Origin of the sequence: Trichocoleus sp. FACHB-6 (genome assembly GCF_014695815.1) — a bacterium.
GTDB lineage: Bacteria > Cyanobacteriota > Cyanobacteriia > Cyanobacteriales > FACHB-T130 > Funiculus > Funiculus sociatus.
Window position 1 is genome coordinate 25,536 of the sequence record NZ_JACJOY010000030.1, and the last position, 7,455, is coordinate 32,990.

A 7,455-nucleotide genomic window follows, 5' to 3' on the forward strand; every position below is an offset into this window, starting at 1 on the left:
TTGAGCTTACACAGCTAATCGTGGATGATATCAAAGACTAAATACTGTTTTTAGAGTCTTGATTTTGGCAGTATCAATAGCACATTCAAGTTTTGAGATAGGATTTAAGCTTTTCCACTTACCTTTACTCGCAGTAAAAATAATGTCGGCTGCTTTTTCTACATCAACTGCTTCAAACCCACTGATTTTGTTAGTTGATAAATAGCTTATACGGCTAAAAATCTCCTCTCTTGATGCCTGTTTAATACTGATAACCTCTGGCGGTGGCGTTGGTGCCGCTGGTGGCGATAGAAAAAATACTTTAGCCAGAGCATCCAACTTTTTGCCCTTAGTAATTCCACATTTCAAAGTTGTGATAGGGCTAAAGCCTGACCAATTTTTTCTATCAGCTGCTGCAATTCGATTAGCAGCTACAATCGCATCTACTCCCTTTAATGTACCGTCTGGTTCTGCAATTAAGTATCTAAGTGCAGCTAAAATGGTATCTCTTGATGCTGTACTCAGATTTACTTTAGGAGTAACTTCTCTTGCTAAAATTCTTGCTTGTTCAATGCTTTTAGGCTCTGGTTGAATTACAATGCACCAGACTCGTTCTAATTCAGCTTGTTGAGCAACTGCATAAACAAAGTGATTGCTAACAACTTGATACTGATAGTCACCTATTTCTTTAACAAGAATAGGAATCCAATTACGCCCATTTGATTGTAATACTGCATCTGCTGCGGCAGTAATGATAAATTCTGATGCTGAAAATTGCTCTCCAGGCTCAATATCAGCTAGTGGCAAGTGCATAAGCTTACCAATATTATCAAAATCAACCATACAAAAAATACTCCTTAGCTAAGCCGAGATAATATTCAGCAACGTTCTTGTTCTTAAAAACTGCTGGCACACGAGCGAAGGCAGCACTGGAAACAACTGCATATTCTGGAATACTGAATATAGTTGTATCAAAGTTCCCTTTTTTAGCTCTAGGATAATAGTAGGGCAGTAAGTCAGGATCTAACACAGCTGGTTGACCATTATTAATAGATTTTTTAGTCAAAATATTTTTAATTTCCAAGTGTGTCCTTTGGATTGAAGTCTCAGTTTGCTTGTGTTCATTGAAGAAAATTGGTAAAGCAGTTGGACCACTGTCATTTCTAAGTCTTTGCACTTCTGGAATAAACTGCTTAATTACTTTAAATACATTTTTTATAGATGCAAAGTTAGTGTGCTTTGTCGGGATAAGCACTACATCTGAAGCGCGAACACAGCTTTTACTAAAAAATGTCCAATTGGTTGGTGCATCAATCAATATATAATCATAATCATTAACAAAAACCCGAAGTAAGTCTTGTAATCTCCCTGAACCTTTTTGAATTTTTGCTTCATAGTCATGATCCATGTAGTTTTCCAGTTTTGAATCTGAAGGAATAACATCGAATAACTTTATTTTTTTTCCACTTTTATCTAGAAGCTGAAAGGGCTGAATTGTATCGCGAATATCCAATGATCTATTAATCAGACAATCCGAAAGTTTAACAGAGGTTTCTTTTATCCCAAGTAACTCCGTTAAATCTCTTTGCTGTGGATCAAAATCAACTACAAGAACTTTTTTCCCCTGTTTCCATAAAATAGCCGCTAAATTGATAGTTGTTGTAGTTTTACCCACACCTCCCTTATCGTTGTACAGGCAAACGGTTAAAGCCTTTGGCGGATTGTCAATCAAATGTTTAATGTTAGCAATTACATTACTAATGTTATTATGATCGATTAAAACGTTGGGAGTTGCTGGAATTACTACCTTTCCATGCCTTCTGAATAGCTGGATATGGTTTGAATTAGTAATAATGCCCCACTGAGTAGTTTTGCAGTTAGGGGCAAGCATATATCTTTGAATCTGTTCCTTAGTCGCTAAGTAGTAAGGAGTATTTTGTGATAGGTTAATTGTAACTCCAGCATTTGTTGCGCGTCCCTTCACTTCAACCAGCAGGTACGGATTGGTTTTAGAAGTTAAAAAGATATCACCGTCATTGTTTTTACGAACTGCGAAATCTACCTTGTCAGCACCTTTACCTGTCCCAAACTGGGGAAATCGCTCTTGATTATTAAATCCGAGCGCTTCTAGAAGGGGTACTACAAATTGATTACTTACAATAGGCTCATGCGCTTTGGCTGGAATAGAGCCTAAAATATTATTCCAATTTAAATTTGTATTTAACATTACGTAATATCTAAGCAGAAAGAAAAAACCTTTTTCTTTCTCAATGTAATCACGTTTGTTAATGAGTGTGCCTCTGTATTTATACGTAAGAAATTCTTCCTAACTTAACAGCAGAGTTATAAGTTAAGCGATTTCACGATTAATATAGAATCTGCACTGAGGCACGATCGCACTCTACCCACAGCAGACAAGCTCGATCGCTCCATTCATTTACAGCGGTATGTAATCGATGCGATCTTGATACTCATCGTCATCCGATACCGCTGCAATTAGAATTAAATCCTCAATGATCTGTCTTATTTCTGCTTTTAGACGAAGCACTAAAATGCCTGGAACGTGGCGACCTTCCGCTAAATGATCGGCTAGGTGTACAGGCATAGAACGGCGGTTATTGGTTACAAGTATAAAGGTATTTTCCTCACACCACCGCAGAATTTTAGGATCTAGCGTACCTTTTGGTGGAACACCTGGATCGCCAATCATCCAAACAATTAAATCCGGTTGACGACGCAGCAGTTGTTCTCGATAGGAAGGGGACAAGTTCTCGTCTAGCAAGTACCGAATAGACATTATTTGGATACTTGAACTCTTTCCCGTTCTGCTTTTAACTTGCGTAGCCTAACAACGACTGCTGGAGGATTTTTATCATATTCTGATTCTGCCTTGAGCGTATAATCCAACCAATCCGCTAGATATTTTTCTACTTCTTCCCGGTTGTGCAGGTAATACAAAATGGTGGCATAGATTTGCTCTAAGGTGACTGTATGAAACTGCTGCGCGATCGCTTCCGGAGATTTCGCGCAGTGTATGTACTCATAGAGGATATGCTCAATGGCAATCCGTGTTCCCGTAATGCGAATATCGTTAGGAGCTAGAAAGTTGAAATAGTCCTCTAATTGCATAATTCACCTTATTAAATACATAACATCATAGAGGAGCCGCATTGAAGGCTGCAAAAACGCGATCGCACTCTTCACCCCAAAAGCGCGATCGCTAAGGATGCTCCCAAGGTTTGAAGTCATCGGGTAGTTCGTCGAGAGTCACACCTAATGCCTTGCAAAGCGCCTTCACCTGCGGAATAGTTAGCTCCGGCTGATATTCACCTCTCTCCCAAGCACTCACCGCTCTTTGGGAGAGAGTCTTATCTCCAGCTTTGTCAGGAATCAGCCTAGCTAGTTCTGCCTGAGTCAGACCAGCCTGAATCCGTAGCTTTTTCAACGGCGAAATTGGCTCTTCTTTATTTTGTTGTTCTTCTGACATAGCAGCACAATTTTAGAAGCACACTTCTTGACAGAAATTTTTTTAAGAAGTACACTTCATATAGAAGGACACACAGAAAGGGCAGGCCATCTGAAAGTTGCACATCAGTTTAGTCAGCTATCCACTTAAATTGCATTCTTTGATGTCTGCCCTTTCCTCAGTTTCTTATATAACCGTCATTCCACCAAGAACTGACAGGCAATCGCGCGATCACTATCTAAGTTTTTTGGTGAATTGACAGTGAAAGCTTGACGCAATCATAAATATCATTCAACTCGCAGCTATGACTGGGAGAGTTTTATGACGTATTACTCCAAACTACATCCTTGGTGCATCATCCGTTCGCTTCCTGATATGCGATCTCTGATTATCGCCCGTTTTCGTCGTCGCAGCGATGCCGAAGCGCATCTGCGAATCCTGAAAGCGAATACTCCAAACGTTCCCTACTCCATCATTTTCGACACCACCCCAGAAACCAGCGACTCAACAGTTAAACCTGGAATGAATTGATTATGACAGCCTTGTTTCGCCGCATTCAACCGCCAAAGACATTTCGCCTCACTGTTGCACTTGTGGCGAAATACCTGAAAATCCCAGAATCATTAATCCTGCGATTCGAGTATTGGCAAAATGTACTTTTTGTGCATCGCACAGATCGCGGCGGACAATTTGTGAGTTATCGTCAATTGCGACTCTGGTGGGATGCGATCGCGCTTTTATTTCAAACGTGCCACACCCCTACCGCACTGCAACAACTCGGATTTCAGATTAAAGAAGACAGCCAGAAATTCTCCGACTACTACAAAGAGATGATGGAATACCTCCGCCAACTGTGGGTAAAACGCCGAGACTATCTGGGCAGCTTACCAGGAAAGGAAAGCGCCGCGTAACGTGACTAAAATAGTACCTTTGGGGAAACATCACGCTTTGAAGCCTGCAAAGAAAAACTTTGCTTATCTAGCCTTCCCGCAACAGGAGCGCGATCGCTTACTCCTCCACAATCTCCACCAAGTCTTCAATCATGACATCAAACGTCCGCGCCAACTTTTGCAGAGAAATAAAGTCAATTGTTGCGATTTCTGAACGACGGGCATAGCTTTTCACTGTATTGTAGATTACTCCGGAACGTTCGGAAACCTCCTTCAGAGTCCAGCCTTTCTCCGCCGCCATTTCTCGAATTTTCAATCTAACTAAACCCATACTTGACGCAAGGTGCAGATGCACCTTATGATGATTAAAGATTAAAAGCGATCCCCCCCGGTCTGGCAAACTACAGTGCGATCGCTGCAATGCTCCCAATTAGGGAAAGCACCTACTATGTTATCAACACATCAGCAGACTTCGCTAGAAATTACAGAATCAAAAATTATTCACAAATCGGGAATTGTGCATCCCTTGGCTCGATTTGTAACAGAAGAGACAGCTGCGCTGCTGTTCCATCTCCAGCCAGAACAGATTTATAAAATTACCTGCTGGCGGCACGTCGTTCACGTACATGGCAAAGGCGTGAGTCGGTTTGTCAGCTATGCAGACTTTCCGCCGATTTCCGGAGTCGAGGCACCAAGGGAGGGAGATATGGTGCGGTGGCGCAAGCGGTGGCGAAGAAAGTGGAAAATCAAGCAAGCACCGCACTTTTGGACGGAATTTTACGCGCATCAGTTCAAGAAAGCAGCATCAATGGGGAAATTGTTGGAGTGGGGGAAGTTGGTAGCTATAGTTAAATCTGCCTTGTCGCAGGTAGCACTGCAACAACTGCGACAAGTTTATAACCAAGAAAAATTTGGCTGAGAGAAAATTTCAGCCAGTAGCCTTGTCTAGCATATAAAGAATGCGATCGCATTCCCCAAAAATTCCTGACTCCAACCAATAATCCCTGTCAAAAGAAGGGATAGTGTGAAGGAGTCAAAGAGAATGGGAGATCCTTATCTGTTGGCAGCAAGCTTATTAACCGGGGGGCAAATGTTAACCCCACCGCCACCAGCATTACCATTAAAGGGGACAGACACCCTGTTAGCATTAAATGTACCCCAGTCAAATGCCTTTGAGCCTCTTGTCACTCAGAAAATAATCCCCACAGTTGAAATAACCTCCCCTGAATTCAGTCAGCAGCGGTTTAGTTCCCAAACTGACACGCCACCGATAACCCCAATATTGGCAGCAGCAGCTACAGAGATATTACCCAGTATCGAAGCTTTACTGAAACCTAAGCCAGCTAACCTCTTACCCAGTTCTGGAACTCAACTTTTTTACCAAAGATTAGCAGCTCTCAAAGCAGGCAAAATCTATACTCGCATACCTGCTGATAGCTTCCAGTCAACTTGGGTAAAGGCAAGGACAAAACCCACCTATGAGCAGTGGAAAAGTTTATTGGCAAAGGAAGCCAAGGCAGTTGCTGAAGGTCAGGGTTCAAATCGTCTAGCAGTATTAGTTGGCGATTCTATCAGTTTGTGGTTTCCCACAGAGCGATTACCTGCTGGGAGTTTGTGGCTGAATCAGGGAATATCTGGCGATACTTCCCGTGGCATTTCAAAAAGATTGTCTGTCTTTTCCCAAACTCGACCAGATGCAATTTATGTCTTGGCAGGTATAAATGATTTACGCCAGGGTGCAACTGATGAGGCAATTTTGAATAATCTCCGCCAGATTGTCCGTCGCTTACGGCAGAATCACAAGAGTAGTTCAGTCATCCTCCAATCTATTCTTCCTACTCGGCTGGATGCTATACCAAATAGCCGGATTCGTAACCTTAACCAACAACTTGCTGACCTTGCTCAAAGAGAGGGTGCAGGCTATCTAGATACCCATTCTCGCTTTAGCGATATTGACGGGAACTTGCGCCTAGACTTGACAACAGATGGACTGCATTTAAACCGTCGCGGATATGAGGTGTGGCAATTGGCGCTACAGCAGGCAGATTCCTGGGTGGCTGTGAATCGCCCGACTCGTGCGTATAGTTATCTCAGACGGTAGAGCGGTGCATCATTATCAATGAAGATAGAGCCTCTTAAACTCGTTCCCAGGCCCCATCAGGGAACGAGTTTAATTTCTGAAAAAAAATCAGAGCGATAAAGCTCTGATTTCAACTCTGAATTCAATTGAGTTTGCGAAAAATATTAAAAATAATGGCGTGGCTACCGCTTCTGAGCCAATCAACAGATGAGCTGGCTAGATGCCTTGACGAGAAACCAGCTTCTCAATATCAGCTTGGGTTTGCTGCAATAGCTGTTCTCGGCTATCAGCAGCTCTGGTGAGAGTGGGAACTAAGTTACGGGCTTGCAAAGCCATGTGAAGTTGTAGATGAGCAACGTACTCACTAAAGTCTTCACGAAATGAAGGGGTTGAGGATTGATTTAACTGCACGTTGACTGTGTTCTCCATCTTGATCTGTCAGCCGTTTGTCACCTTAAAGAAATTATCACGCTGTTCCTACTCTCTTCTTACTTTGCAATGAAGTTTAACCGTTTGCCAGGAAAATCATGAAGAAAAGTTAAAGATTTGCCTTAACTGTTTAAACTTCGTTGCTTTATAGCGTTTCTGGTAGTGCGTCAAGAAATGGTGGGTCAGGTAAAGTAGAGAGGTATCTACTTTCAAGCATGATCTATGGAATGTCGGCTTTGCGGTCATCCTAGCACCCATAAACATGGTAAAGCCCCAAATGGAAGCCAACGCTATTTCTGCCCCCAGTGCGAGCAAACGTTCAACGAGCGATTTGACACGTTGTACTACCATCGGCAAGTCACTCCAGAACAAATCCGACAAGTTTTACAGGCTCATAGTGAAGGCAGCAGTCTCAGAGGGATTAGCCGCACTATAGGACTTGCCTACAATACCGTCGTTAGCCTTGTCCATGCAGCGAGCCAGCAGGCTCAATTGGTTCACAATGGCGAAGTACAAGCCGTCCAAACTGAACAAGTAAGTGCAGATGAATTGTGGTCATTTGTTGAAAAAAACAAAAGCAATGTCTGCCAACTCAATTAGAGTCAGGTGAT

General features: G+C 42.5%; 11 protein-coding genes and 1 pseudogene. 5 read left to right on the forward strand and 7 right to left on the reverse strand.

Translation table 11 applies throughout. From position 1 onward, the window contains the following. Window positions 1–30 precede the first annotated feature (30 nt). The 5 genes from H6F66_RS06530 to H6F66_RS06550 form a co-directional block, all read right to left on the reverse strand. Window positions 31–822, reverse strand: coding sequence for a hypothetical protein (locus H6F66_RS06530; RefSeq protein ID WP_190419447.1), 792 nt, complete (start codon window positions 820–822; stop codon window positions 31–33). After that, a complete protein-coding gene (locus H6F66_RS06535; RefSeq protein WP_190419449.1) occupies window positions 815–2,206 on the reverse strand; it encodes a ParA family protein in 1,392 nt (463 codons plus the stop codon). Before H6F66_RS06535 ends, H6F66_RS06530 begins: the two co-directional genes overlap by 8 nt. A 210-nt stretch (window positions 2,207–2,416) precedes the next feature. Further along, a complete protein-coding gene (locus H6F66_RS06540) occupies window positions 2,417–2,776 on the reverse strand; it encodes a DUF5615 family PIN-like protein (RefSeq protein ID WP_190419451.1) in 360 nt (119 codons plus the stop codon). Then, entirely contained in the window at window positions 2,776–3,108 is a 333-nt protein-coding gene (locus H6F66_RS06545; RefSeq protein ID WP_190419453.1) for a DUF433 domain-containing protein, read from the reverse strand. The genes H6F66_RS06540 and H6F66_RS06545 overlap by 1 nt, the downstream gene beginning before the upstream one ends. 91 nt (window positions 3,109–3,199) lie before the next feature. Continuing rightward, window positions 3,200–3,466 (reverse strand): helix-turn-helix transcriptional regulator, encoded by a 267-nt coding sequence (locus tag H6F66_RS06550; protein ID WP_190419455.1) that lies wholly within the window; start codon window positions 3,464–3,466, stop codon window positions 3,200–3,202. A gap of 300 nt (window positions 3,467–3,766) precedes the next feature. Between H6F66_RS06550 and H6F66_RS06555 the strand changes: the two genes are divergently transcribed. Next, window positions 3,767–3,976 (forward strand): hypothetical protein, encoded by a 210-nt coding sequence (locus H6F66_RS06555; protein WP_190419457.1) that lies wholly within the window; start codon window positions 3,767–3,769, stop codon window positions 3,974–3,976. Between the two features lie 2 nt (window positions 3,977–3,978). Then, on the forward strand, window positions 3,979–4,356 hold the full coding sequence (locus tag H6F66_RS06560; RefSeq protein ID WP_199295479.1) for a hypothetical protein: 378 nt from the start codon (window positions 3,979–3,981) through the stop codon (window positions 4,354–4,356). Between the two features lie 97 nt (window positions 4,357–4,453). Here H6F66_RS06560 and H6F66_RS06565 read toward each other — a convergent pair whose 3' ends face one another. Then, entirely contained in the window at window positions 4,454–4,666 is a 213-nt protein-coding gene (locus H6F66_RS06565) for a helix-turn-helix transcriptional regulator (protein ID WP_190419470.1), read from the reverse strand. A gap of 117 nt (window positions 4,667–4,783) precedes the next feature. Between H6F66_RS06565 and H6F66_RS06570 the strand changes: the two genes are divergently transcribed. After that, a complete protein-coding gene (locus H6F66_RS06570) occupies window positions 4,784–5,254 on the forward strand; it encodes a hypothetical protein (protein ID WP_190419459.1) in 471 nt (156 codons plus the stop codon). 123 nt (window positions 5,255–5,377) lie between these two features. Next, window positions 5,378–6,436 (forward strand): GDSL-type esterase/lipase family protein, encoded by a 1,059-nt coding sequence (locus H6F66_RS06575; protein ID WP_190419461.1) that lies wholly within the window; start codon window positions 5,378–5,380, stop codon window positions 6,434–6,436. Window positions 6,437–6,631: 195 nt separating this feature from the next. Here the strand turns inward: H6F66_RS06575 and H6F66_RS06580 are convergent, their stop codons facing one another. Next, window positions 6,632–6,844, reverse strand: a complete 213-nt coding sequence (locus tag H6F66_RS06580) for a hypothetical protein (protein WP_190419463.1) — start codon at window positions 6,842–6,844, stop codon at window positions 6,632–6,634. Between the two features lie 222 nt (window positions 6,845–7,066). On the opposite strand from H6F66_RS06580, the pseudogene H6F66_RS06585 reads away from it, so the two are divergent. Beyond that, window positions 7,067–7,455: pseudogene (locus H6F66_RS06585) on the forward strand (IS1 family transposase); the annotation flags it as partial.